At 62.1% G+C, this 24,598-nt stretch carries 29 protein-coding genes; 18 read left to right on the top strand and 11 right to left on the bottom strand.

The features are described 5' to 3' along the window. Nucleotides 1–52 precede the first annotated feature (52 nt). From DYQ94_RS15985 to DYQ94_RS15960, 6 genes are all read left to right on the top strand, one after another. A complete protein-coding gene (locus DYQ94_RS15985; RefSeq protein WP_237474957.1) occupies nt 53–592 on the top strand; it encodes a winged helix-turn-helix transcriptional regulator in 540 nt (179 codons plus the stop codon). 123 nt (nt 593–715) lie between these two features. Beyond that, nucleotides 716–991 (top strand): hypothetical protein, encoded by a 276-nt coding sequence (locus DYQ94_RS15980; RefSeq protein ID WP_160955033.1) that lies wholly within the window; start codon nt 716–718, stop codon nt 989–991. Continuing rightward, nucleotides 988–1,326: a helix-turn-helix domain-containing protein gene (locus DYQ94_RS15975; protein ID WP_160955032.1), complete on the top strand. Its 339-nt coding sequence runs from the start codon at nt 988–990 to the stop codon at nt 1,324–1,326. Before DYQ94_RS15980 ends, DYQ94_RS15975 begins: the two co-directional genes overlap by 4 nt. 19 nt (nt 1,327–1,345) lie before the next feature. Beyond that, a complete protein-coding gene (locus tag DYQ94_RS15970; protein WP_160955031.1) occupies nt 1,346–2,359 on the top strand; it encodes an ImmA/IrrE family metallo-endopeptidase in 1,014 nt (337 codons plus the stop codon). Further along, on the top strand, nt 2,356–2,979 hold the full coding sequence (locus tag DYQ94_RS15965; RefSeq protein WP_160955030.1) for a C1 family peptidase: 624 nt from the start codon (nt 2,356–2,358) through the stop codon (nt 2,977–2,979). The genes DYQ94_RS15970 and DYQ94_RS15965 overlap by 4 nt, the downstream gene beginning before the upstream one ends. 3 nt (nt 2,980–2,982) lie before the next feature. Beyond that, on the top strand, nt 2,983–3,777 hold the full coding sequence (locus DYQ94_RS15960; RefSeq protein ID WP_160955029.1) for a thymidylate synthase family protein: 795 nt from the start codon (nt 2,983–2,985) through the stop codon (nt 3,775–3,777). Nucleotides 3,778–3,786: 9 nt separating this feature from the next. Here the strand turns inward: DYQ94_RS15960 and DYQ94_RS15955 are convergent, their stop codons facing one another. The 4 genes from DYQ94_RS15955 to DYQ94_RS15940 all read right to left on the bottom strand — a co-directional run bounded on the left by DYQ94_RS15955 (nt 3,787) and on the right by DYQ94_RS15940 (nt 6,935). Then, the gene (locus DYQ94_RS15955) at nt 3,787–4,461 is read right to left on the bottom strand and encodes a uracil-DNA glycosylase (RefSeq protein WP_160955028.1); all 675 of its coding nucleotides are present in this window, start codon (nt 4,459–4,461) and stop codon (nt 3,787–3,789) included. Next, nucleotides 4,458–5,672, bottom strand: coding sequence for a nucleoside triphosphate pyrophosphohydrolase family protein (locus DYQ94_RS15950; protein WP_160955027.1), 1,215 nt, complete (start codon nt 5,670–5,672; stop codon nt 4,458–4,460). The genes DYQ94_RS15955 and DYQ94_RS15950 overlap by 4 nt, the downstream gene beginning before the upstream one ends. Then, on the bottom strand, nt 5,653–5,982 hold the full coding sequence (locus DYQ94_RS15945) for a DUF4031 domain-containing protein (RefSeq protein WP_160955026.1): 330 nt from the start codon (nt 5,980–5,982) through the stop codon (nt 5,653–5,655). The genes DYQ94_RS15950 and DYQ94_RS15945 overlap by 20 nt, the downstream gene beginning before the upstream one ends. A 731-nt stretch (nt 5,983–6,713) precedes the next feature. Next, the gene (locus DYQ94_RS15940) at nt 6,714–6,935 is read right to left on the bottom strand and encodes an XAC0095 family protein (protein WP_160955025.1); all 222 of its coding nucleotides are present in this window, start codon (nt 6,933–6,935) and stop codon (nt 6,714–6,716) included. A gap of 603 nt (nt 6,936–7,538) precedes the next feature. On the opposite strand from DYQ94_RS15940, the gene DYQ94_RS15935 reads away from it, so the two are divergent. The 3 genes from DYQ94_RS15935 (at nt 7,539) to DYQ94_RS15925 (ending at nt 9,552) form a co-directional block, all read left to right on the top strand. Continuing rightward, complete coding sequence (locus DYQ94_RS15935; RefSeq protein ID WP_160955024.1) at nt 7,539–7,961, top strand: SymE family type I addiction module toxin; 423 nt, start codon at nt 7,539–7,541, stop codon at nt 7,959–7,961. Beyond that, entirely contained in the window at nt 7,921–8,691 is a 771-nt protein-coding gene (locus DYQ94_RS15930; RefSeq protein WP_505414910.1) for an RNA polymerase sigma factor, read from the top strand. Before DYQ94_RS15935 ends, DYQ94_RS15930 begins: the two co-directional genes overlap by 41 nt. A 291-nt stretch (nt 8,692–8,982) precedes the next feature. Then, nucleotides 8,983–9,552: a hypothetical protein gene (locus tag DYQ94_RS15925; protein ID WP_184428930.1), complete on the top strand. Its 570-nt coding sequence runs from the start codon at nt 8,983–8,985 to the stop codon at nt 9,550–9,552. Nucleotides 9,553–9,609: 57 nt separating this feature from the next. Here the strand turns inward: DYQ94_RS15925 and DYQ94_RS15920 are convergent, their stop codons facing one another. Next, a complete protein-coding gene (locus DYQ94_RS15920) occupies nt 9,610–10,017 on the bottom strand; it encodes a DoxX family protein (protein WP_160955022.1) in 408 nt (135 codons plus the stop codon). A 92-nt stretch (nt 10,018–10,109) separates the two neighbouring features. On the opposite strand from DYQ94_RS15920, the gene DYQ94_RS15915 reads away from it, so the two are divergent. Next, nucleotides 10,110–10,487, top strand: coding sequence for a winged helix-turn-helix transcriptional regulator (locus DYQ94_RS15915; RefSeq protein WP_104554727.1), 378 nt, complete (start codon nt 10,110–10,112; stop codon nt 10,485–10,487). Nucleotides 10,488–10,756: 269 nt separating this feature from the next. Here DYQ94_RS15915 and DYQ94_RS15910 read toward each other — a convergent pair whose 3' ends face one another. Then, nucleotides 10,757–10,936 carry a CsbD family protein gene (locus tag DYQ94_RS15910; protein WP_016902944.1) on the bottom strand — a complete coding sequence of 60 codons (180 nt, stop codon included), beginning with the start codon at nt 10,934–10,936 and terminating at the stop codon, nt 10,757–10,759. 169 nt (nt 10,937–11,105) lie between these two features. Here DYQ94_RS15910 and DYQ94_RS15905 point away from each other — a divergent pair, with 169 nt between their 5' ends. Continuing rightward, the gene (locus tag DYQ94_RS15905) at nt 11,106–13,394 is read left to right on the top strand and encodes an ATP-binding protein (protein ID WP_184428932.1); all 2,289 of its coding nucleotides are present in this window, start codon (nt 11,106–11,108) and stop codon (nt 13,392–13,394) included. A 57-nt stretch (nt 13,395–13,451) separates the two neighbouring features. On the opposite strand, the gene DYQ94_RS15900 is transcribed toward DYQ94_RS15905, so the two are convergent. The 4 genes from DYQ94_RS15900 to DYQ94_RS15885 form a co-directional block, all read right to left on the bottom strand. Then, entirely contained in the window at nt 13,452–14,612 is a 1,161-nt protein-coding gene (locus DYQ94_RS15900; protein ID WP_160955020.1) for an HDOD domain-containing protein, read from the bottom strand. A gap of 389 nt (nt 14,613–15,001) precedes the next feature. Then, nucleotides 15,002–15,313 (bottom strand): protealysin inhibitor emfourin, encoded by a 312-nt coding sequence (locus DYQ94_RS15895; protein WP_026064425.1) that lies wholly within the window; start codon nt 15,311–15,313, stop codon nt 15,002–15,004. Then, nucleotides 15,310–16,380: a M4 family metallopeptidase gene (locus DYQ94_RS15890; RefSeq protein ID WP_160955019.1), complete on the bottom strand. Its 1,071-nt coding sequence runs from the start codon at nt 16,378–16,380 to the stop codon at nt 15,310–15,312. The genes DYQ94_RS15895 and DYQ94_RS15890 overlap by 4 nt, the downstream gene beginning before the upstream one ends. A 110-nt stretch (nt 16,381–16,490) precedes the next feature. Continuing rightward, entirely contained in the window at nt 16,491–17,147 is a 657-nt protein-coding gene (locus tag DYQ94_RS15885) for an SDR family oxidoreductase (protein WP_160955018.1), read from the bottom strand. A gap of 322 nt (nt 17,148–17,469) precedes the next feature. On the opposite strand from DYQ94_RS15885, the gene DYQ94_RS15880 reads away from it, so the two are divergent. The 5 genes from DYQ94_RS15880 to proP all read left to right on the top strand — a co-directional run bounded on the left by DYQ94_RS15880 (nt 17,470) and on the right by proP (nt 22,051). Continuing rightward, nucleotides 17,470–17,928 carry an NUDIX hydrolase gene (locus tag DYQ94_RS15880; RefSeq protein ID WP_160955017.1) on the top strand — a complete coding sequence of 153 codons (459 nt, stop codon included), beginning with the start codon at nt 17,470–17,472 and terminating at the stop codon, nt 17,926–17,928. Between the two features lie 342 nt (nt 17,929–18,270). Continuing rightward, complete coding sequence (locus DYQ94_RS15875; protein ID WP_184429003.1) at nt 18,271–19,347, top strand: alpha/beta hydrolase; 1,077 nt, start codon at nt 18,271–18,273, stop codon at nt 19,345–19,347. 100 nt (nt 19,348–19,447) lie between these two features. Next, nucleotides 19,448–19,846, top strand: a complete 399-nt coding sequence (locus DYQ94_RS15870) for a host attachment family protein (RefSeq protein ID WP_016902952.1) — start codon at nt 19,448–19,450, stop codon at nt 19,844–19,846. Nucleotides 19,847–19,867: 21 nt separating this feature from the next. After that, nucleotides 19,868–20,203 (top strand): thioredoxin family protein, encoded by a 336-nt coding sequence (locus tag DYQ94_RS15865; protein ID WP_039515739.1) that lies wholly within the window; start codon nt 19,868–19,870, stop codon nt 20,201–20,203. A 357-nt stretch (nt 20,204–20,560) separates the two neighbouring features. Next, nucleotides 20,561–22,051, top strand: coding sequence for a glycine betaine/L-proline transporter ProP (proP, locus tag DYQ94_RS15860; protein ID WP_102250663.1), 1,491 nt, complete (start codon nt 20,561–20,563; stop codon nt 22,049–22,051). Nucleotides 22,052–22,187: 136 nt separating this feature from the next. Here the strand turns inward: proP and DYQ94_RS15855 are convergent, their stop codons facing one another. Beyond that, nucleotides 22,188–22,661, bottom strand: a complete 474-nt coding sequence (locus DYQ94_RS15855; RefSeq protein WP_126966848.1) for an SRPBCC family protein — start codon at nt 22,659–22,661, stop codon at nt 22,188–22,190. Nucleotides 22,662–22,834: 173 nt separating this feature from the next. On the opposite strand from DYQ94_RS15855, the gene DYQ94_RS15850 reads away from it, so the two are divergent. Together DYQ94_RS15850 and DYQ94_RS15845 are read left to right on the top strand one after the other, a co-directional pair. Continuing rightward, a complete protein-coding gene (locus tag DYQ94_RS15850; protein WP_046345239.1) occupies nt 22,835–23,629 on the top strand; it encodes an EcsC family protein in 795 nt (264 codons plus the stop codon). Between the two features lie 207 nt (nt 23,630–23,836). After that, nucleotides 23,837–24,481 (top strand): DUF938 domain-containing protein, encoded by a 645-nt coding sequence (locus tag DYQ94_RS15845; RefSeq protein ID WP_126966849.1) that lies wholly within the window; start codon nt 23,837–23,839, stop codon nt 24,479–24,481. Nucleotides 24,482–24,598: the final 117 nt, after the last annotated feature.

Genomic DNA, 24,598 nt, shown 5'->3' with positions numbered 1-24,598 from the left:
GGCAGCGGCATCGCCTGCCGCAAGAACGCACGCAAAGGTAAGTCACGCACCCATGGGAAAGCCGCACACCCCGGACACCGCCGCGTGCGATGTCGAAGCCCTGCTCAAACTCATCGAAGGCCGCTGGAAACTGCTGCTGCTGTTCCACCTGTTCGACGGCAAGGTGCAGCGCTACTCGGACCTGGAGCGGCTGATTCCCGCCATCTCGCAAAAGATGCTGGCCCAACAGCTGCGCCAGCTAGAACGCGACGGCCTGGTGCTGCGCACCGTCTACGCGCAGGTACCGCCGCAGGTGGATTACCGCCTGACGGCCCGGGGGCAGGCGCTGTGCCCTGCGCAGTATGCCAAGATGACGATGATGTCAAGTATGGACATGACATTACGGAGCAGCGGCGGGCCGGATATGCCGGCAATCTTCAGCAATCAGAAGCCCGACAATATGCTCAGCCTTGACCTTGGGCTTGCGACAGTGGTGACATGCACGAAGCGGAGTAGGGGCTACGCACCTGAATTCATTGACGATCGATTAAGCGGCCTAAACAACGCGTCCCTGCGCCGCCCTCCCGTAGCAATCTCGCCAAAATTCAGATGAGATGGCTCAATCAGTATCCTGGCAAACAAAATGATTGGGGGCGGGTGGAATAATCCAGTATGACTTGTGATGTACTCCACCCCTATGTAAGATTTTCTAATAATCGTCGTATGGAGAGGTTACATGGACGAAAAAAAACAAAAGCTTCTGCAGATACTCAGTGAATTCTGGGATCAAAATGAGATCCCAAAAGATCCAGAGCCATCAAGTACGGAGGGATTCGGGGCTGAGATGGATTCACTTACAGCTGTTGAAGTATTGATAGAGGTGGATAAGTTATACGGCAAGAAAATCCCCGTGGATGCAGTGATTCAACGCGGAGGATATAAGGACAAGGTGGAATTTGTCGAAAAGCTTTCTGGGGAAATTATCAAGGCCGCAAATGGGAGTGGCCAGTGAATGAATCAAAGAGTCGCACCCAGCTCGGAGATCGCTTGAAGCAGTCGCGCGAGTACCTTGGATTGTCTCAAGATGAGGTTGCCTTAGTCCTCAACATGCCGAGACAGTTAATCGACTTGATGGAGTCTGGTGGGCGAAATATTGAGGACGCTGAGCTTAGCAGGTTTGCTAAGTTGTATAGGGTTGGTGTGGAGTATCTTTTACTCGGTCGAGAAGTAGAATCAAAAGCGCCGACTCAATTTGCATTTTTGGCGCGAGCAGTTAAAGGTCTTTCAGACAGCGATTTGCAAGAAGTTGCTCGCTTCGCCGAATTTCTAAAGAATAATCAAAAATGAGTTAGAGGCGTGACAAGGAATGCTCAACTATCAAAAAGATTCCGCATTGCTTGCTGCAGGTATTCTGAAAGATACCCGCGCAGACCTTAGACTTACTCAAGACGGGTACACCCGGGTCGACCCAACATGGGTTGCTGCACAAGCAGGTGTCATGGTCATGCGAAGACCCTTTAAGAGCCTGCTTGGCGCATTCATTCGAGAACCAAACTCAGGAATAATTCTTAACTCGGAGCGCCCGACTGGACAAACACATCTAACGTGCGCACACGAACTTGGCCACTTCTTCTTAGGGCATGACTCAGCTCTTGACGAAGAGATTCAGTATGGACCAGGCGCGGCAAGGGTAGAGCTAGAAGCTGATTGGTTCGCATATGGTTTGCTCACATCTAGATCCACCGTTGCGCTAGCGATGCGGCGCAAAAATTGGGGTGTCCGTGCTTTACAAGAGCCTCTGAATCTTTATCAGCTTTCTTTGCGTGTAGGTGTAAGTTACTCAGCAATGGCCTGGAGCCTAGTTCGCCTTGGATTGTGGAAATCCAGCGACGCGAAACGCGCTCTACAGGTTGAGCCAATCGACATTAAAAAATCTATTTTTGGTTGCGGTAATTTTAATCCACGACGAGACATTTGGCTTTTAGATGTTAGTGACCGCGAGTTGATTCTGGAGCCTGCAGAGGGGGATGAGGTTGTACTTCAGCTTCCTAATCATGCGTCAGCGGGCTATCTTTGGTCCGTAGACGACGCTAGAAATGATGGATTTAGAATTTTTCCTATACAAGCATCTAGCCAGTTAGATAACGGATCAGACTCCCTGCAGAGTGCCATTGCTACTAAGCATATAATAAGCACCTCGATGGACGCCCGAGTGGTCAACACTAACCTGCGCTCGCTTGCATTGAGGGAGCGAAGGCCATGGGAGCCTGAATCCTCAGACGATGCGCAGTACCGATCAATGTTTGGGTTCGAAGATCTTCGTGAAGGCCTAACCTACGCATCCAAACGGATTCTTATAGATGGTGAGGCCGCCGCATGATCTCTACAGAGATTCTTGCTGTGCAATCCACTCTACCCGCCAGAGATCAGGGCCAGCGCAAGACGTGCCTCGCATTTGCATTAACTGCTTTAACGCACCCAGTGTCTCCTATTGGCGAGGAGCTAAGTCCCGAATACCTCTATCATAGTGCTGCTTCTCAGTCTCCGGAGTGGGTGCCCGGCGCTGGATTGCGCCTTGCACCGGCTCTGGCAGCAGCAAGTCAAATCGCACTGGAGGTAGACTGTCCTTATAGTCCAGTCGATCCACCGTTTCCGCTTCCACCGCTACCAACCGGGATGCCTCTTTACGGGGCACCTGTATCTGAAATTTTTATCACTCAGGCTGCGCTAATTGATGAATTAAGAAAAGGCAAAGCGGTCGGCATCGGTCTACTACTCACAGAAAAATTTTATGTCCCCAATGACGGGCGCGTTATTGACGGCGGCTTAGTTGTACCAGATTCTGGACATGCCCTCTCGATTGTTGGACTTGGATGGGAAGAAGGAATTCCATTCTTTCTCATCCAAAACAGCTGGGGAAGCGGCTGGGGCGATGCAGGTAGCGCCTGGATTTCGTGGAACTACATAAAATTTCATGCACTTTGTGCATTCGGGACTTAATACATGGCTAAGCTATTTCAAGGCGCTCGCATAGTGCCAGTGTGGTTAGAAGCTGCCCGCGCTTTAAATAACGAGAAGAATCGAACAGCACTTAATTATGTCTTAGAGATTTCGAGTCCTACTATTTTAAGCCAAGAAGACAAGGGCGTGCTTGCAAAGATAGATGCTAAGCTTCTGCAGCACACACCGGATTTAACATTAAGTACAGTCGCAAATACGATTTTTCCTGAAAGAATCTATCGGAAGCATGGTAGACCGGACTTCTATGAGCGTTACCTCAGCGCAATCAGATTCGGGAAAAAAAAGTACTCATGGGGCACCTACGCATGGCGCATGATGGAACGTAATGATCCGGCCACCGGCGGAACGTTCAACCCGCTCGAGCGCATAGTCAGGAAGCTACGATCTTCAAAAAATGGTTCAGACTGGAAAGCCGTTTATGAGCTTGGAATTTTGCAACCGGAGGATCTATTCGCTACGGATCTAGATGAACCGTGGTGTGAATTGCCTTTGCCGGAGCCAGCACTGCTCCAGAACCGGAATCTACCGTGCCTTAGCCACCTTAGTGTGAAGCTTCTTGATAAGCAGGTGCACGTTAGCGTTATGTACCGCGCTCACTATTATGCTACCCGTGCCATGGGGAACTTGATTGGACTCAGTCAATTACAGGCCTTCCTTGCTGCTGAGTCGGGCTTTGGTGTTGGAACGCTTACATGCCTTAGTTCGCTAGCCTATCTCGATACAGATGCATTCGGCGGCACACAGGATACTGCCGAACTTTTAAAAAATATGCCTTAGCTGCCCCAATCAATAGGGCAGCGAACTTTGCTCGTATGGGGACTGCGGGGGAATGGGGAGTGAGTAAATTTTTCGCATTCCTTCCCGAAACTCGCGCAGCCCGCCGTAGCTTGGGTGGCGCACCGTCGTAACACTCACATCGTAGCTGGTCGCGTAAAGTGCTGCATCGTTCCCAATAGCGACGATCCGTTTAATGCCAAGCCAAGCAATGAGGGACGAATTTAGGTCTTCAACCTCAGAGAGCTCGCGCTTGGTAAAACGGCGGTTACTGAAGGGGCTCTTGGGTTCGTGCGGATGAAGCGGAAACACGTTCCAAAGGAGCGGCGGCGTTTCCAATCGTGGGAGGATCGACCAAATTTCCGCAGCTGTTCGTTCAGCGACAATCGGGCCCTGGGTTGCCCGCTCGTAATTGCAGCCTGGGTAGCGCTTACCTATAAAGGGTAAATGTGCTTCGTCCGTAAGAGCCAACCCAGTACGACGGCCACCGCGATATCCCAGATCCCTCCCCATCCAAAGAGTGTTAACTCCCAATGACTTTGAAACGCTCAGATACGATATAAGATTGCGTTGGCGTATCGATGGGGCGTCTTTAAGATCATGCACTGGGCACACGTCTGTATACGGATTAAAGACATCTTCTTGACGTAAAGATGCTAAAGCACGGACAAAACTTGAAGGTGTCATTTCTTGCTATAACTAGGTGGCTGGAAAGTTAAAGAATGCTCAATCATATCGACAGTTACTAGTCCACCGCGATGGGCTAACAGCTGACGGAAAACATCAAAGCCAGAAAGGATAGCTAACTCCCATTGCCAGAGCGGGCATGCCTCAACCTCGTAGCCGTCTACCATGCTGCGAATTTGCTTCAAGAGGCTGAAGTCTAATTTTCCTACGGATATATCCTTGTAGAATTGACGATGATTCGCATGATTGAATATCCACGTCGCAATGCCCTCCTCGATGATCATCGCTCGCGCACCGTCCTGATTCTCGTCAATGCTTGGAATTGACTTTCGCTTCAGCTTCAAAAGACCCCTAAGTACAGGTGACCAGCCTAGAAAAGCAATATATGCAAGATGAAATACGTCATGGAAGCGATAACCGTCAGGCTTATTGTTATTGTCAGTCAGTCGGTCGCCAATGTTTACCCCTCGCAGTCGCTGCACAACGTAAGGATTAGATGCACTGCCACGTTCAATAAATTCTATGCTAAATTTTCGCGGAAAACGTTCGTGTTCTTCATAATAATCTTCTGAGTCAAAGAATGGATGAAAAATGCGAGTTGATGGCCAACGATCTGAAACCTTGCCAAGGTTGTCTCGTGCCACATCCTCTGTGCGTAGTTCAAATACGCTGCACGCGAGCGCCCATTCTGAAAGAATCTTTCCAAGATGACTGACTGCGACAGGAAGCGCCATAGACAAAAGCTGCTCGCGAGCTGTGTGCGCTAGAGTTCCAGCGGCGTTAGCAAGAACTCCCAACTGTATTGTCCGTGTCACATCCCACTGACCATGTCTCGAATCTAAGACACCATCTATATTTGCGAAAGTGATCGTGCCAGTGGGCGGAATTGCTGTCTCACCAGATCGGTCTCGCAGATGCTTTATACACGACTCACCCAAAGCATCTGGAGAGATCTTTAGGGCTTTTGCTACTCCAAATAGATACCACAGCGCGTCGCCTAGTTCCTCGCCAGCAAGTTCACTTTGTGTTTCTGTAACTTGATCACGAACGCTGCGTTTAACGGCCGCGAGAAGGCCACCAACTTCGCCAAAGAAACCAAATCGGAGGTTGTCTAGCTCATCAGCGGTCTTGCTGAATTTATTCGATTCATCCGACCGAAGTGCATACTCAGGCAGAGACAAGATGGCGGGCCTACGCTTTGCTAAAGTCATTGGAAACCTCCGAATCCTTTTGGAGAACAAAAAGAAATTCACACTGGACGACGGCGAGTTCGCTCTTTAGGGCTTTGCAACGACTGATCATTGTGGGTCTGTCCGCATCAATCGCACCCAAGCGTAAGGCTTGCTCTCTAACATGCAACGTAACGTCGTAGTGAGGGTAGCTACCCTGATCTTGGAACCACTGTCGACGTAGACCTAATTGCCTAGCGAACGTATGCAACTCGTCAAGAGAGTCTGCGACCATGTGGCACCATAGCCTATTGCGCCAAAGGATGCCTTCGGCATCAACGTAGACGGCCATGTACATGATCCTCGGAGTGTCGAACTAGTATGCCCAATCTGGGCGGGAGATTCAGCTTTCTTGATGTTCGTCAGCCGTCTGTTCATCGGCCTACTGGGCATTGAGCTGGTAGGGCACGTCTGAGCAAATAGGGCTTCGTTAGAACCTCCCTCACGCGTCACCGACGCGTACACAAGCTTCTTCTGTTCCCGTAGCGGAGCCGCTACCGCCAGCATGAGCTACTGTTCAATTCTTCATCCCTTCGCCGTCCATCTCCATGTTGCCGGGCTAGGTTGACCGGTGTACTAACTATGACACCGTCTACGCGCGGCCGTTAAAAAAACTCGATTCTTCCGGATGACGGGGTCAGGTTACTTATCCAATCCGACGACCCGCCATCCACCTGCAGCATCCGACACCCGCTCCCACCCAACCGCTAGCAGTTGAAAGGCGTGGTGTCGCTTGCGATGGAGTTCTACGGTTGCGGCGCTCGCGCGATGTGCTTGTTCATTGCTTTGTCGGTGGCTGACGCCTATGCCTTGTGCATGCGCCCGCTGTACCTAAGCGTTTGCGCACAACGCTGACGTTGCTAGTACGGTGCAGCGCCCGATGGTGGCGATGCGGTTCATGGCATTCGTCTGTGCGCACTGATCTTATCCTCGGCGTCATGTACGTGGGTGCGTCAGGTAGGTTGGTGATAGCCGCAGATTTGGCGGCTCACATGGCGCCTTGCTTGCATCTAAGGAAGCGCACTACCCAGCAGTGCCCAAGTCGCCCAGCACATCATCTACCTGCTCAGCCAACTGCTGTAAGCAATACGCCCACTGCTGGAGCGGAATGGCAGGCATGCCCATGGCGCCTTCGTCGCGCGAACGCGGTGTGGCCAGAGTAGCGAGCAGGCGCAGTTGGTCGCGTATGCGCAGTAGGTGGTATTGCGTGCCTTCGGACATCCAGTAGCCGGGTTCGTTGTGCATGCCGCTCTCCTTGCCGTGAGGCAGCTCCCGCTGCACAACGCAGCGGGATGCCGGGAGGCTAGAAACCGCACACAGCCGGCGGGCTTATTCCCCTTGCGGGTGTTGTATTCGCCGCCCTCCCGGCGCAAGAACGCCGAGCAGTGCCAGGCCAGATGGCCGAGCACAAAAAACCCACCAAAACTCGGAGGTGGGTACCGCTGTGTGGGGAGTTTCTAGGCTCCGGCTGGAAGTGTGCGGGTGGCGCAGGGCAGGGTCAAGCTGAGGTGACTGTCCGAGTGCGGAGAAACCGCCTGCATAAAAGAATTTTTTGGCTAAGCGCAGCACTGCAATGAGTCGCTGCAACCAGTTGACACACCACCCAACGCGTAGCAATCTCGCTGCAAGGAGCCTAGAAACTCCTCACACAGCGGCACCCACCTCCGTCAAACCGGTGGGTTTTTTGTGCCTGCAGTTTCTTGCATGCGTAATCGGCGTGACACTTGCGTCGGAAAGCGGCTAATGCGAATCCCTTTGGGAAACGCCCGCCGTCTGTGTGCGGTTTCTAGCCTCCCGACATCCCGTTGCGTCGTGCGACGGGGCCTGTTCGTCAAGGAGGGCTTTGCCATGCGTCGATCCCCATCCCGTCCTACGCCTGCGCGCAAGCGCGCCACGGTACCACCGCCTACCGAAGTCGTCTGGCGCTCGCTGGATCCATCGATCCAGCCGCGTCCGTACCTTGAGCGCACGCCCATCCCCGAACCCCGCGCCGAACCCCGCACACCACGGCGGCCCGGCCGCCCGCGTGCGCCGCAGCAGTGCACCGTCGGCTATGGGTACTATCCCGACAGTCACCAGCGCATTCCCACCCTGCGCCTGCGCGGCCGCTGGCTGGAACAATTGGGCTTCGCCATCGGCAGCAAGCTGCACATCCGCCAGCGCGATGGCGAACTGGTCATCAGCGTTGTAAGACCCACGCTGATTACGCCGCAGCGCGTGCGCGCACCGCATGTGCCCGGCCCGTTGCTGGAGACGTCGCATGATGATTGAGGGCATGGCCGGCGCGTCGCGTGCAGACCGCCACGGTGTCATCGACCAGGTGGTCGCGGCACGCGCATACGCCGCAAGCGCGGTGCCGGGTGAGCGATACAGCAGCCGCCCGTGGCGCCACCGCAGCGCCTACGCCGTGCGCGAGCTGCCGGCTCGCGCGCCCATGGCGGGCATCTACGCGCTTGGCCGCTTCACCACGCGCTGGCAGGTGCGCGAGGAGCGCGCGCCAGCCAGGGAACGCTTCGACCAAGCCGTGGTGCAGCTGCAGGCGGAGCTGCTCACCTACATGCGGCGGCGCCTGCGCGACCCGCACACCGCCGCCGACCTCGCCCAGGAAGCGCTGCTGCGCCTGCTGGCCTACCGCGACACGCCGGACATCCACAGCTACAAGCTGCTGCTGTACCGCATTGCCCACAACGTGGTGCTGGAGCACTGGCGCACGCGCCACCGCAGGCACGCCTCCCGCCACGTGCCGCTGGAGGACAGCGAACCGCTTGCCGCCGCCGGCACGGCGGTGGACCAGCTGGTGGACGCCCGCCGCACCCTGCAGCACTTGCACACCCACACGCTGCCCGCGCTGCCGCCCAAATGCCGCCAGGCCTTCATGCTCAACCGCTTCGACGGCCTCACCTACCCGGAAGTCGCCGCCGTCATGGGCATCTCGGTCAAGATGGTGGAAAAGCACATCAGCCGCGCCCTGGCTGCCTGCCGCGCGGCGGTGGGCGAGTAACGCCAGGGCAATGCATCGCGACCAGCGCATTGGGGTACCTGACAGTCCTTCGCCAACCGAAGTCACATGGCCCACCTTATCTGCTGTCATCCACCCACAGCGCAGACACCGATCTCATCCATTCGACAGCTTTATGGTGTCGATGATTGGCAATGACGTGCCGCGTCTGGACGCGGACCGCGGCACGCGATTCAGAATTTTCCCACACGAGAATCAGTCTATCCGCCTCGTCTACTTGGTGTGCACGGCAGAGTATAGCCAGCCGGATTTCACCGGAACTTAGGACGGAATATGAAGTTTTGTTTGAGTAGTACCCTGGCCGCCGCGGTAATGAGTGTGGGTCTCCTTGGGACAGAATCGGCGATTGCTCAGAAAATCGACTATCTGGGTGCAAGCCATCGTACAACGGCAGCCGCGTTAGCTCAGCCAGCATCTGTCCCCGCTGGTGTCCAGTTGGTCGAATTGGAACGCTGGTTCTACAGGGACGACACGAGGTCAGGGCGCCCACTGAATACTCCTGGCGGCATGATCTACCCAGGAAAGAAGCAGGGAACACTTGGATTCATTTCCTACTACCCATTCGAGGGAAGTCACACGTTGTACTCGTGCATGACGAACGACTACCGCGATTTATTCACCTCGACCGACTCTAATTGCGAAGGGCAATTGCCAGCGAGAGACATGCCGATCACTGGGTACATCGCATCGACCCAGATCGCTGGTACCGTCCCTCTCTACCGCTGCATGCGTGGCGGCCTGAAGCCGAACAACTGGGCTGATCACTTCGATACTCTGGACATCAGCTGCGAGAACGTGAAGAACCCGGCGAACGATGGAATCATCGGTTACATCTGGCTGTAAGCGTTTATCTGCGTCTGTAGCCGGTGGCTGCAGACGCATTAAAACCGATGGGTCGCGTTACTGCAGCGTTGCGTGGATGGCCGCTGCAGTTGGTGCATAGGGCGAGGGCAGCTGGCGCGCGGCGTTTTGCGTAACGAACGAAGCGAGCAGGAAGAGCAGCCCCAACACGGCCGGTACCGCGTCCTTGGGCTTTCGCACACCCAGATGCGCCATGCCCGACAACAGCAGGTGGTAGAACATGCCGGCGTAGGCCAGATCGCTCAACGCGGTGTTGAAGCGCCACACAATCGCCACCGGGCCCAGGATCTTGATGACGATCATCCACGGCACCAGCAACGGTGCCGAATACCCCAGCTCGGCCTGCGCCTTGCGCACGAACTCGCCCTTGGCCAGATACATGCCGGCAGAGGCCAGATACAACAGGCACAGCAGCGCGGTACTGATCCAGTAAATAGAAATGCTCATGGTGTTTGCCAGTCAATATTTAAATGCAACCGGCCATCAGAATGTCGCCTAAGATATCGATTGAAAAGTAGGATGAATCACCAGGGCTTAGTATGAAAAAGCAGACCATTGAGGACGGCGAGCACAACATGCACGAACAGATGCGTCGCGCATTTGCGTTGCTGTCTGGCAAATGGAAGCTGGAAATCATGTGGCTGCTCAATCAGCGCGTGTATCGCTTCGGCGAGCTGCGCAAGGCCATCCCCGGCGTTACCCAGCACATGCTCACCGCGCAATTGCGCGAGCTGGAAGCAGATGGCCTAGTCACGCGCACCGTGTTTGCGCAGGTGCCACCGCGCGTGGAATACGCCATCACGCCGAAGGCGCGCGGACTGGGCCCAACGATGGAAGCGCTGACCATGTGGTGGCAGCAACATGGCGACAGCGTTGCGAAGCGGCCTGCTACACGCGGGCGCAAGCCCAGCGTTTAGGGCGCACGCCCAGGGGAGTGCGTTGTGCGCGTGCACGTGGCTTGATCATCGTTGCGGCGACGTGCAAACACTCCTGGCCGTCAGCCTGGTAAATCAAAAACCATTTCCAAACCCGAAAACGCCAACGCCCCGATCATGTCGGGGCGTTGGTGCGATCTCTCGCCGAAGTGGAATCCACCGTCTACGTCGTCGTGCGTGACGCCTGACGGCCAATCCACTGCTTCAGCGCGGCGGGCGTAATGCCTGCCTATAGTGTTGACTTGCCAGCGTTACTTGGCGGCGTCGCGCACTTTGTCGGCGACCTGGCCAGCCTTGTTCTGCACCTTGCCCACATTCTTTTCGGCAGCGCCTTCCAGCTCGGTGCTCTTGTCGCCGGTGACGCGGCCAACGGTTTCCTTGATGGAACCCTTGACCTGCTTGGCGGTACCTTCGATACGGTTCTTGTCCACGGGGTGCCTCATACGGTTGGGGATGTTGCGGCCCAGTCTGTACCCGCAGGACGTGAGTGCGACGTGGGCATGCCGTCATCCCCGCGTCAGCACGCCCAGCTGGCGCGCGCAGCGCCACCGCGGGGCACGCGCGCGTCTGCACGGCTTGCTGAGGTCGCTGCGTGCCACAATGCGCGCACTTTCCGCCAGGCAATGCCGTCACGTGAGCACACAGCGCCCCGCCACCGAGTCCGCCGGCCTGGAGTTTCTTGCGGGGGGCGGCGAGATGGGCGCGTTGATGCGCGCACACGATTGGGCCGCCACGCCGCTGGGGGCGCCGGAGACCTGGCCGCAGTCGCTGCGCTCGTCCTTGTCGGTGGTGCTCAACTCCACCCTGCTCGGTGCGGTGCTGTGGGGGCCGGAGCTGCGCCTGCTCTACAACGACGTGTACGTGCAATCGATGGGCGACCGTCATCCGCAGGCGCTGGGCCAGCCGGTGACCGAGGTGTGGAAGGAAACCTACGCGCCCATCGCACAGGACTTCGCCCGGGTGATGCAAATCGGTGAGGGCTTCGGCCAGGGGGTCATCGCCTTGCCGATGCTGCGCAACGGCGTCAACGAGATGACCTACTGGAATGCCACCGCCTCGCCGATCCGCGGCGAAGACGGCAGCATCGTGGGGCTGATGAATATCGCCATCGAAACCACCGCGCAGGTGGCGGCCGACCGCAACCGCGACATCCAGCACGCGATGTTGAGCAACGAGAACACCCACCTGGTGCACGAGGTGGTCAACCGTACCAGCGAGCGCGATCGCGCGCTGGAGGCGGAAACCGTGGCGCGCCGCAATGCCGAGCGCGTGCAGCTGGCGCTGGCGGCCGGGGCGATCATCGGTACCTGGATCTGGGACCTGCCCACCGACGCGTTTTCGGTGGACGAGGCGTTTGCGCAGAACTTCGGCTTCGATCCGTCCACCAGCCGCAGCGGCCTGTCGCTGGAGCAGGTGATCCAGACCGTGCACCCGGACGACCGCGAGGGGCTGCGCGTGGCCATTGGCGAAGCGCTCGCCCGCGGCGGTGCCTACGCGCACCAGTACCGGGTCAAGCGGCGCGACGGAAAGTACTACTGGTTGGAAGCCAATGGCCGGGTCGAAAAGGGCGCCGATGGCACGCCGCTGCGCTTTCCCGGTGTGCTGCTGGACATTGAGGCGCGCCACGCGCTGTCGGAAGAGCGCGACCGCGCGCTGGCGGCACTGCGCGAGCTGAGCGACACGCTGGAGCAGCGGGTCACCGAGCGCACGCGCGAGCTGATGACGGTGGAAGAGGCGCTGCGCCAATCGCAGAAGATGGAAGCGGTGGGGCAGCTCACCGGCGGGCTGGCGCACGACTTCAACAATCTGCTGGCGGGCATTTCCGGCGCGCTGGAGCTGATGAGCCTGCGCATCGAACAAGGCCGCTTCCGCGACCTGGAGCGTTACGTGACCACCGCGCAGGGCGCCACCACGCGCGCGGCTGCGCTGACCCACCGGCTGCTGGCATTTGCGCGGCGGCAGACGCTGTTGCCCAAGCCGACCAACGTCAACCGGCTGGTGGTGGACATGCTGGAGCTGATCCAGCGCACGGTGGGCCCGGGGATCTGCGTGGAAAACCTTGCCGCGGCCGAGCTGTGGCTGGCCCTGGTAGATGCGCCGCAGCTGGAGAACGCGCTGCTCAACCTGTGCATCAACGCGCGCGATGCAATGCCCGACGGCGGGCGCCTGTGCGTGCAGACCAGCAACCGCTGGATCGACCGCGAGATGGGCCAGCAGCTGGGCATGCCGGAAGGCCACTACCTGTCGCTGTGCGTGAGCGATACCGGCACCGGCATGCCGCCGGACGTGGTGGCGCGCGCGTTCGATCCGTTCTTCACCACCAAGCCGATCGGCGAGGGCACCGGCCTGGGCCTGTCGATGATCTACGGGTTTGCCAAGCAATCCGGCGGGCAGGTGCGCATCCATTCGGAAGTGGGCAAGGGTTCGACGGTGTGCATCTACCTGCCGCGGCATGCCGGTGCCGACGACAGCAGCGACGGCGGTGCCGCCACGCTGGAACTGGCGCCCTCGCTGGCCGGCGAAACCGTGCTGATCGTCGATGACGAACCGTCCATCCGCCTGCTGTTCACCGAGGTGCTGGAAGAGCTGGGCTACACGGTGCTGGAAGCCGGCGACAGCGCCACCGGGCTGGGCATCCTGCAGTCGCCAGCGCGCATCGACCTGCTGATCAGCGACGTGGGCCTGCCCGGCGGCATGAACGGCCGGCAGATGGCCGATGCCGCGCGCGTCGGCCGGCCCAGGCTCAAGGTGCTGTTCATCACCGGCTTTGCCGAACACGCGCAGTTGAACGACCGCCACCTGGAACCGGGTATGGCGGTGCTGGCCAAGCCGTTCAGCGTCAGCCTGCTTGCGGCGCGGGTCAAGGAGATGATTGCGAGCGATTGCTGAGCGGTGGTGCTGCGCATGCGCTTATCAGGGCACATGCGTATCGCGACCGGGCCGGCCTCACTCCACGCTGGCGGCGACCAGCCGTTGCCATAGCGCGGCGTTGGCCGCGTGGTCCGGCTCCAGCGTGGACAGCACACTGAGCGCATGCTCCTCCTGCTCGGCACCGTGGCGGGCGAGCATGGCCAGCGCGGCGGCCAGCCGGCCGTAACGCAGCGCCATGCCGAGCGAGCTGGTGAGCAGGGTGGTGTCGTGCTCGGGGCGTTGCTCGTCCAGCGCGGTGCCCAGCGCGGCGGGCAGGTCCCAGGTGGTGGCAATGGTCTTGGCGACGGCGGCGGTATGGCGTTCGACCAGCGCGGCGGCCACTTCCAGGCTGTAGGGCAGGCTCGGGCGCTCGGCGTAGGCATCGCGCAGCACGCGCAGGATCACCACCGCGCCCAGGCCTTGCAGCAGGCCGGCCAGCTGTGCCGACAAGGTATCGCCACCGCGCTCGCGCATGTAGGCGGCCGCAGCGGCGGCGGTCCGCAGGGCGTAGTCCCACACTGCCGCCGGCAGGCGCGCGTAGAGGCCGCCCTCCAGGCTCAGCACCGGCTGCATCACGGCGGCGGCGACGATCTGGCGCACGCCCTCGGTGCCGATATGCACCACGGCCCGCTCCAGGCTTTCCAGCGGGCCGCCCTGCGGGCGATACAGCGCGCTGTTGGCGATGCGCAGCAGGTTGGCGGCCAGCGCCGGGTCCTGCGCGATGATCGCGGCGATGCCGCGGCCGGAAGCATCCGGGTCGTTGACCGCGCGCATCAGCTGCGGCAACAACTGCGGGCGACGCGGCAACAGCTGTGGGCGCAGGTCCACGTGGTCGAGCGCAGCGCCGACCGCCGCCAGCACCGCGGCCTGGGCCGGGTCGGTCGGCAGGTGGCCGTCGGCCAGCGCCGGGGTGGACATCACCGCGGCATACATGCGGCGCAGCAGCGGCTGCATCGGTGGCGGCCCGGACGGCAGGGGCTGTGCTGCAGCGGCGGCATGCGCCTGGGCCTGCTGCGGCGCCCGCACCTGCTCAGCCACCGGCTGCGGCACGTGCGGCGCTCGTGCGGCATGGGTGACGGTGGCAGACGCGGCAGAGGCAGCCGTGGTGCGCGCGCGCTGGCGCAGCAGCAGCCAGGCGACGACGCCGGCGAGTCCCAGGCCGGCAAGCAGTCCGGCAGCAAGCAGCAACACAATCACAAAGGTCCAGGAGTCGTCCGATCGGTGCAGCGACTATCCGCGAAGCCGGTGTTGACGGCAATGCAGGCGTGCGGCGGCGTGCGATGCCAATGGCGCCCGCCACGCGCGCGCGCCAGGGCCGGATGCCGGCAATGGCCTGCTGCACTGCAGCGATGAGTAGGGTGTCTTCAAGTTGACTGCTGCGCTGCACGTGGCGCTAACGCCGCAGGCCGCACTATGCGTCACCAGCTGTGCAGCCCTAGAGCATCTAGGCAGCTTAAAGGGTGCAGGCATCCGCAGTTGGACCACTTTCGATACCAAGACACCGCGCACTGCGCGGTGTCTTCGTTTGTGGATGGCGATGGGCACGCGCGCGACATCGCTTGCGGCGGCATTGCGGCACAGGTGCGCTACAGCGTGCCCTGTTTCCACAACCGTACGATCGCGGCCGGTGCATGTTCTTCGGGGATGCGCAGCGGCTCGCTGGCACCGTCCCAGGCAATGCTGAAATAACGGCGATCGCCGCCACCGGCCTGCGGGCGCGGCAGCGCATGCACCAGGCACTGGTCCAGCAAGGTACGCAGCTGCAGGCGCTGCGCCTCGTCCAGGTCATCCATCACCAGCTGGCGTTCGCGCCGCATGGCGGGGAAGGCGGCCACCCCGCCCTCGCGTGCCAGCCGCAAGGTCACGCCTGCATCCACTGGCGGACGCTGTGGACTCATGCCAGCACGCCCACGTCGCGCCAGGCCTGTTGCACCGCGGTTGCCTCGGCACTGCCGGCGCCGTAGTCCGCAGCGGCAATGCTGACGGTGAGCGCGGCAAAGGTGGCGAAGTCCGCACCGGCGGCCAGGTTGCCGCCGCTGAGCGCGCGGTACCAGATGCGGCCGGCCTTCTCCCAGGCGTAGCCACCGATGGCCACGGCCGCGCGATAGAACGCGTGATTGGGAATGCCGGAGTTGTAGTGCACGCCGCCATCGTCCTCTTGTGTGTCGACGTAGCCGGCCATGCTGGCCGGTTGCGGATCCCTGCCCAGGGCCGGGTCATCGTACGCCGTGCCGGGCGCGCGCATCGAGCGCAGGCCCACGCCGTTGATGCCGGGCATCAACAAGCCGGCGCCGATGATCCAGTCCGCCTCGCTTGCCTGCTGCTGCAAGGAGTACTGCTTGATCAACACGCCGAACACATCCGACAGCGACTCGTTCAGGGCACCGGACTGGTCCTGGTAGATCAGGTTGGCGGTGCGCTCGGTCACGCCGTGGGTCAGCTCGTGGCCCACCACGTCGATGGCGATGGTGAAGCGGTTGAAGACCTCGCCATCGCCATCGCCGAACACCATCTGCTCGCCATTCCAGAAGGCGTTGTCGTAGCCACGCTCGTAATGCACGGTGCCGATCAACGGCATGCCGTCGCCGTCGATGGAATTGCGCCCGTACACCGTCTGGAAGAAGTCGTGCGTGGCGCCGAGATAATCGTAGGCCTCGGTCACCGCCACATCGTCGGTGGCGGCAGCGCCCTCGGCACGCACCAGGGTGCCGGGCAGGGCGGTGCCTTGTTGGGCGTCGTAGATCTGCCGCTGCACGGCCTGCGTGGCGGGCGTGCTGGCAGCATCGGCGGCCAGCGCCTGGGCGCGTGCGAGCAGGCCGAGCGCGCGCTGCTGGCGCAGCTGCGCGGTGATCTGCCGGGACAACAGCGCGCATTGGCGCGCACGCTCGGGCGCGGCCTGGGCCACATGGTCCAGCAGGTACGGCGGCAGGATGCCGGCACGGCGTGGCGTGACGAATGCAGACATAAGCGACCTCCACAATGGGCTGCGCCCGCGACTATGCCGAGGCCGGCTTTAGGAATTCGTTAGGTCGGTGCACGGTGCGCCGCGCGCAGGCATCGCGATAGGCCTGGCGTTCATTCCAGCTGCGACAAGGCCTGCTGGATCGGCGTCTGCCCGTCGATGAAGCCCACCGTCTTGCCGATGGTGGCTGGCATGGCCAATGCCGCGGCAATGACCTGCGCCACGTTGGCGCGCGACACGCCGCCATCGGCATCGCTGCCTGGATCGCGGGTGATGCGGCCGCTTGGCGGCTCCAGCGTGAGCCTCCCCGGCCCCAGCACGGTCCAGTCCAGCGTGGTGGTGCGCAGCTGCGCATCGGCGGCGGCCTTGGCCTGCGCGTAGGCGAAGAAGCCATCGTCCGGGCCGATGCCGTGTTCCAGCCCGGCCCCGAGATAGGACACCATCACGTAGCGGCGCACGCGTGCCTGCGCGGCGGCATGCATCGACCGGATCGCCGCATCGCGGTCCACCGCATAGGTGCGCGCCGCATCGCCGCCACCGGCGCCGGCCGACCACACCACCGCATCGTGGCCGGCCAGTTGCGCGGCAATCGCATCGGTGTCGGCCTGTTCGATATCGAACACCTGCGGGGTGGCGCCGTCGGCAATCACATCGTCTGCGTGTGCAGGATTGCGAAACAGTGCGGTGACCGAGTGCCCACCGCGCACCAGCAACGGCGTCAGCAGACGCGCGACCTTGCCATGGCCACCGATCACGACGATACGCGACATTCCAACCTCCAGGACGGTGCGCCATGACGGCGCGGGCTGCACGCATCCTCGCCAACCTGGCGCTAAGGCAGCGTGGATGGGCGTGGAGAGGCGCTCCGCAGGAGCATGCACTTGCAGGTGCGTGGATTCGATCTAGCGGGTGCTTGCGTAGTGCGGCGCCATGGCGATCGCCCTGCGCATCACGCGAGCAGGCGCGTGCGATGCACCGCATCGACTGGCGGCATCGCGCAGCCTTGCCGGCATCCTCGCCACCGGCATGCACGGCGCAGATGCACCACCTGCCTGCCGCACATCTGGGACACTACGCGCCTCAACGTCCGGAATGCCTATGTCCAACTCAATCGATACCGACCGACGTCCACGCGTTGGCTGCGGCGCGTTCATCCGCCGCGCCGATGGCCGCCTGCTGCTGGTGCAGCGCGGGCGTGCACCCGAGCAAGGCCATTGGGGCCTGCCCGGCGGCAAGGTGGACTGGATGGAAACGGTGGAACACGCGGTGGTGCGCGAAGTGCTGGAAGAAACCGGCCTGCAGGTGCAACTGCAAGGCGTGCTGTGCATCGTCAGCTACTTCGAGCCGAACCTGACGCCGCCGCAGCATTGGGTTGCGCCGGTGTATCTGGCCGCGATCCAGGGCAGCGAGCACGCCGAGCGGCGCGAGCCCGAAGCGATCGCCGACATCGGCTGGTTCGCACTGGACGCACTGCCGTCGCCACTGACCACCTCCACGCTGCAGGCATTGCAGCATCTGCCACCGACTGCAGCGTCGACACCTGCTGCCTGAGCGCATGACTTAAGTGCATGCGTCGATGCACCGGTACACGCCGTGGTGGTGCCGGTGGTCGCGATGTCGATGTCCGCCGGATGCAAGCAAACGCATCCACCTGCCTGCGATAGCGAACGCTCGCGCACGCTTGATGCGATGGTCCGATTGCACGCTGCGGTGTGCGTAGTTGCAGCATTTTCGTTACATCGCGTCGTTACATGCAGCGCCATTGTCTGCACGCGATGCAAGCCGGCCGCTGACGGTATCCTTGGCGGTTCGACTTGCCTGGGAGGGCACTGCATGACACGTCATTGGTTGAACAAAACGCTGGCGCTCACGTTGATCTGTACCGCGTGCAGCATGCACGCAACCGCTGCCGAGCCGGCACCACCGGCGACCGCATCGGCCCCCGATGGCATCCGGCATGTGCCTGCGTTCGACCTGCCGGTGTCGGAGTATCTGAGCCCGGCCGCGCGTGCGCATATGGCCGCCGGGGTGGCCCGCGCCGATCCGTTGGACAAGGCCGACAACGCCACCTTGCTCAAGCAATTGCCGAGCATCCGCGCCGACACCGAGCGTTGGGCCAAAGGCGTGATTGCGCAGCTGCGCACGCGCTACGCGGTGGAGATCACGCCCGAAACCTGGAACGGCGTGCCGGTGCTGCGGGTGGAGCCGCGTACGCGCACACCCGAGCAGGCCAAGCGCATGTTGATCGAACTGCATGGCGGTAGCTTCGTGATGGGCAGCGCGGCCTCGTTCGGCTTGATGGAAGCCATTCCGCTGGCGGCGATGACCGGCATGACCGTGGTCGCGGTGGATTACCGCATGGGGCCCGAGCACCATTTCCCGGCTGCCAGCGAGGATGTGGCGGCGGTGTATCGCGCCGCGCTCAAGACCTATGCGCCAGAGCGCATCGGCCTGTTCGGTTGTTCGGCCGGCGGGGTGCTCACCGGTGAATCGCTGGCGTGGTTCGCCAAGGAGAAGTTGCCGATGCCGGCGGCGGCCGGGCTGTTCTGCGCCGCAGGCGATGCGCGCTACCGCGGCGATTCGCGCATTGTGGTGGCGGCAGTCAACGATGCCTTGCTGCCGGACAAGGCCGGGGCGTTGCCGATCTGGGAAGACCTGTACTACGGCGACAACGTGGACTTCCACGATCCGCTGGTGTCGCCGGTGTTTTCCGATGCGGTGCTGCAGCAGTTCCCACCGACGCTGTTTCTGACCGCCACGCGTGCTGCCGAGCTGAGCAATGCCGCCTACACGCATGCGCGCCTGGTGGATCTGGGCCGCGAATCGGATCTGCATGTGTGGGATGGCCTGGGGCACGCCTTCCACCTCACCAACGCATTGCCGGAGAGCCAGCAGGCGCTGCGGGTGGCGGCGCGTTTCTTCAGCAAGCATCTGGGCCTGCCGCCTCCGCCGCTGGCCGCACCACGCTAACGCCACGCTGACACCGGCTAGGCGCGGCGCTTACATCCTCTCACCTAGGTTGAGGCCGACTGGCGTTGCACATGCAGCGCCGTTCTATCAGGAGAATCGAATGAGTCTGCAAATTCCTCAGGGTGCGTTGGTGGTGGTGGCCGATGGCGGCGAAGCGCGCTGGTTCACCAACACCGGGAACGAAGCCAAGGTGGTGCTGCGCCAGCACGCGCGCACCGATGTGCAGAACGTCGACGACGATGGCCCGGCCGGCAAGGCGCCGCAGGATCTCAGCGAGGCGGACATGGACGAAATGACCTTCGCCAAGCAGCTGTCGCACGCCTTGAACGATGGCGCGCTGAAGCACGAGTACACGCATCTGGTGCTGGTCGCCGACCCGACCACACTGGGCCGCGTGCGCCCGCTGCTGCACAAGGAAACCCAGCAGCGCCTGGTCGGCGACCTGGCCAAGGACCTGACCAACCTGCCGCTGGAAGAGATCCAGCGCGCATTGTCGTAAGCACACCGGAGCGGCTAGACGATGGGGTTTGTTCGCGACTACGCCACCCAGGCGCCCGAACGCAGCGAGGTGGATGCACAGGCCGGTCTGCAGGTGCTGGAATTCGGCACCGACTGGTGCGGCCACTGCATTGCCGCGCAACCGCTGCTGCAGAAACTGCTGGGTGGCGTGGCGGCGCTCGACTACCGCAAGATCGAAGATGGAAAAGGGCGGCCCCTGGGCCGCTCGTTCCGCGTCACGTTATGGCCGACCATCATCCTGCTGCGCGACGGTGTGGAAGTGGCGCGCGCCGTGCGCCCGCAGACGCGCGAAGATCTGCAGCCGCTGCTGTCGCAGCTGGGTGAGGCGCTGGTGTAAGCATGCACAGCGCCTGATCGATGGCGCGCACTACGGCAGTACATGCGCAGTGCACTGAGGGCGCAATGTACGCGCAAAATGCGCCAGATGCCTTGAAACAAGCGCTTTTCAGCGATGCTCCGCCATCGCGGCTGCAGCGATCTGCGCGCTGTAGTACCATAACGGGCTGATCAAGCCCTTGGGCATTGCCCATCCCTTGGTCGTCTGTCCCGCAGCGTCGCTGAGTCCACGCGGCCGTCCGGGAATGCCTCCGGCGTCATCTTGTGCATGTGCCATTGCCATGCCTGCGTGATGCGCCGTGTCCTGTGCGTTGCCAGGGCGAGCGGGCAGCGATGGCCGCACATGGAGACACAACACATGCACGACACGCGCGCGATTGCCTCGCACTTCGGTTGGTTCAAGCGCCGCCGCCAACTGCAACTGGACGAAGTCACCGTGGTGGACCGCGGCATGCTGCGCAAGGCAGTAGGCGCCGCCGCGCTGGGCAATGCGATGGAGTGGTTCGACTTCGGCGTGTACGGCTACCTGGCGGTGACGTTGGGGCAGGTGTTCTTCCCGGCCAGCAATCCCACCGCGCAGTTGATTGCCACCTTTGCCACTTTCACCGTCGCCTTCCTGGTGCGGCCGATCGGCGGGCTGGTGTTCGGCCCGCTCGGCGACCGCTACGGGCGGCAGAAGGTGCTGGCCGCGACCATGATCCTGATGGCCCTGGGCACCTTCAGCATCGGGCTGATTCCGTCCTACGCCAAGATCGGCCTGTGGGCACCGGCGCTGCTGTTGCTGGCGCGGCTGTTGCAGGGGTTTTCCACCGGTGGCGAATACGGCGGCGCGGCGACCTTCATTGCCGAATACGCCACCGACCGCAATCGTGGATTGATGGGCAGCTGGCTGGAATTCGGCACCCTGGGCGGCTACATCGCCGGCGCCGCCACGGTAACGGCGTTGCACATGACGGTGACCCAGGCGCAGATGCTCGACTGGGGCTGGCGTGTGCCGTTCCTGATTGCCGGCCCGCTGGGCCTGCTGGGCCTGTACATGCGCATGAAACTGGAAGAAACCCCGGCATTTCGTGCCTATACCGAGCAATCGGAACAACGCGAGCGCGAAACCGCCGCGCAGGGCCTGCTGACGATGCTGCGCCTGCATTGGCCGCAGTTGCTCAAGTGCGTGGGCCTGGTGCTGGTGTTCAACGTCACCGACTACATGCTGCTGACCTACATGCCCAGCTATCTCAGCGTCACCATGGGCTATGCCGAGAGCAAGGGCCTGTTGCTGATCATTCTGGTGATGCTGGTGATGATGCCGCTCAACATCGTCGGCGGCCTGTTCAGCGACAGGCTTGGCCGCCGGCCGATGATCATCGGCGCCTGCGTCGCGTTGTTCGCGCTGGCCATCCCCTGCCTGCTGCTGATCGGCAGCGGCCACGACGGCTTGATCTTCGCCGGGCTGATGCTGCTCGGCCTGGCGCTGGTGTGCTTCACCAGTTCGATGCCGTCCACGCTGCCGGCGCTGTTCTACACCCCGGTGCGCTACAGCGCGTTGTCGATCGCCTTCAACGTGTCGGTGTCATTGTTCGGCGGCACCACGCCGCTGGTGACCGCCTGGCTGGTGGAGCGCAGCGGCGACCCGCTGGTGCCGGCGTACTACCTGATGGGCGCGGCGGCGATCGGCCTGGTGACCATGCTGTTCGTGCGCGAAACCGCCGGCCTGCCGCTGCGCGGCTCGCCGCCGGCGGTGGCCACCGATGCCGAGGCGCGCGCATTGCTGCGCAGCGACAGCCCGGTGACGGTGGATGCGCAGCTGCCCGGCAGCACGGCGCCTGCCATGGGCCAGCCGCATACGGCGTAAGCGGACCCGGCGTGAGCGAGCGGTCCGCTATGTCGCCATCGGGGACGACAGTTGGCACGCCAGGGCGCCTGGCTTGATGGATCGGCGTCTACCGTGTCGCCCTTATGCCAGCGAGCGGCCGTGACATCAGCCGCCACTAGCGCAGCGTGCGACCGCCGCTGTTAGGCAGCTCGGGGCTGCGCATATCGACCGACGGCATGCCTTCGCCGGTTTCCACATAGCGCTTGAGACTGCTGCCCAGGAAGAAGCGCCAGCCGCGTGCGCAGGCCTCTTTGCAGGGCGAGTCGCGATAGCCGGAGTGTTCGAACTCCACCTGCGTGCCCTGGCTGGTGGAGCGCAGGTCAAAACGCATCACCGTGCCCTTCCAGGCGTCGGTGTCGAGCATGTTGGAGGCGTGGCAACGCCAGCGCACCAGGCGGTAGTCGGCACCGTCGTCGATGCTCAGCTCCACCCGCCAGCCCTGCCGGCTCCAGTCCAGCCGCACCCGGTTCTCGACCAGGCTCACCTCGCGCGTCCACCAGCGCGCCAGCTGCATGGGCTCGGACAATGCGGCGCAGACCACTTCCGGCGCGGCCGCAATGACGATGCTGTGGCGGATCTCACGATTCATCTGTTCGGCATTAGCTGCTTGAACCCCGATGATGGCGCATTTTGCCAGCCAATTGCAGGATGGTGTTTTTCGCTTGCCGAGTTCGCTCGTCCGGCGCTCACATGGCGCTGGGTACCATCGCCGCAAGCCCCCAACGACGAAGAGCAGGCATGACGACGCTTCCGATCCCGGTGATGGACGTTGCCGCGCAACGCGATCTGGCCACCGCGCACGCGCTGTTGGAAAACCCCGGCGTGGCCGCCCGACTGGCCAATGCAATGGGCGCGCCGATCGAGAGCCTGATCACCCGACGGCTGCCGAAGCTGGTCACCCGCAGCATCGACGGCGTGACCCGCCGCGCGCTGCAGGTGGCGATGAAATCGGCATTACTGAGCCTGCGCGGCAAGACCGATCTGCAGCAGCCTGCGTCCACCGCACGCCACACCATGGCGGTGGCTGTCGCCGGTGGTGCCGGCGGATTCTTCGGCCTGCCCGGGCTGTTGGTGGAGCTGCCGGTGACCACGACGGTGATGTTGCGCTCCATCGCCGATATCGCCCGTTCCGAAGGCGAATCGCTGCAGGATCCGGACACCGCGCTGGCCTGCCTGGAAGTGCTGGCGCATGGCGGGCGCAGTGTCGGCGACGATGGCGCCGAATCGGGCTACTTCGCGGTACGCGCGGCGATGGCGCAGCAACTCAGCGCTGCGGCGCAATACGTTGCCGCACACGGGTTTGCCAGCAAGGGCGCGCCGGTGCTGGTGTCGCTGGTGTCGCGCGTTGCGGCCAAGTTCTCGGTCAATGTCGGCGAAAAACTCGCCGTGCAGGCAGTGCCGCTGGTCGGTGCGGTGAGCGGCGCAACCCTCAATACGGTGTTCATGCGCCACTTCCAGGCGATGGCGCGCGGGCACTTCATCGTGCGCCGGCTGGAGCGGCGCTATGGCGAGGACGCGGTGCGACGTGCGTATGACGCATTGCCGGCGGCGCGTTGAACCTAACGCCCCGCGGTGCCGCGCATCTGCGGCGGGCAAGCTGCAAGCGCCATCCAGGCAACCTGCAAGCAACAGCGGAATTTGCGGGCCTGCGTTGATGCACGCGCACGCGCATGCGGGCGCGGCGCCGCATCGATGCCGTCGTGCGCACTGCGCAATGTCGCTTGCGCGCGCGACAATCGGGTTCGCTCTTCCTGGACGTCTTCCATGACCAAACCCTTTTCGCCAGCCTCCGCACGCAACCGCGACCCGATCCTGGAGGTGTTGCAACGGCACTTTGCCGACCGCCGCAATGTGCTGGAAATCGGCGCCGGGACCGGGCAACACGCGGTACATTTTGCGGCGGCGATGCCGTGGTTGCGCTGGCAGGCCAGCGATCATGCCGACCATCTGCCGGGCATGACGCAGTGGCTGGACGAGGCGGCATTACCGAATACGCCGCCACCGATTGCATTGCAGGCGGTGCTGACGCCGACACCGGGCCTGGCGCCCACGCCGCCATTGCCGCCTGCGCAGGCGGGCGAGCCTGCCGGCTACGACGCGGTCTACAGCGCCAATACCTTGCACATCATGGGCTGGCCGCAGGTGCAGGCGTTGTTTGCGGGGTTGCCGGCGGTGATGGCGCCGGATGCGCTGCTGGTGGTGTATGGGCCGTTCAACCGCGATGGCCAATTCACCAGCCAGAGCAATCGCGCGTTCGATGCGATGTTGCGCGAACGCGATCCCGCATCGGGCATTCGCGATGCCGAAGCGGTGGATGCACTGGCGGTGTCGGTGGGCTTGCAGTTGATCGACGATGTGGCGTTGCCGGCGAACAACTGTTGCCGGGTGTGGTCGCGCCAGTCGCGTTGAATGTGGCACCAAGACGTTGCTGACATTGCAGCACGGCTGTTTCCCAAATCAATGCATTTCAAGTGCGACTGTTTGAAAGCAGCACCGCACGCGATCTTGCGCTGATGTGGCCGTGCA

Origin of the sequence: Xanthomonas sp. LMG 8993 (assembly GCF_009835065.2) — a bacterium.
Classification (GTDB): Bacteria; Pseudomonadota; Gammaproteobacteria; order Xanthomonadales; family Xanthomonadaceae; genus Xanthomonas; species Xanthomonas arboricola.
Note: the sequence above shows the minus strand (reverse complement) of the source record. Positions and strands in the feature narration are given on the sequence as shown.